This is a genomic window from Paenibacillus sp. GbtcB18 (assembly GCF_019091125.1).
GTDB classification, from domain to species: domain Bacteria; phylum Bacillota; class Bacilli; order Paenibacillales; family NBRC-103111; genus Paenibacillus_F; species Paenibacillus_F chitinolyticus.
Genome location: NZ_JAGXJX010000888.1, coordinates 1 through 235 on the forward strand (window position 1 = coordinate 1; position 235 = coordinate 235).

Consider the following 235-nt stretch of genomic DNA (forward strand, 5'->3'; position numbering starts at 1 on the left):
CTTCACGGATTCTGCTCAGCAGAAGATCCGGATCTTTCGAATCTCCGCCCATCGCGGAAGACGCGTACTCCGGGGACGAGTTGTACTCATGACTGAAATTGTCCGAGATGGGCCCTTCATTGTACAGCTTCTGGTAGATCGGGGCGCTTGCGCCCAGCAGGACTTCCAGTACAAGCTTCGTCGGAAGCTCCCGGTTGAGGAGCCCGCCCCCCTCTTCGTGCAGAGCTTCTCCTTT

General features: G+C 57.4%; 1 pseudogene. It reads right to left on the reverse strand.

Annotation, left to right across the window (positions count from 1 at the left end):
• Window positions 1-235 (reverse strand): annotated as a pseudogene (locus KVT34_RS31210) (EF-P 5-aminopentanol modification-associated protein YfmH); the annotation flags it as partial.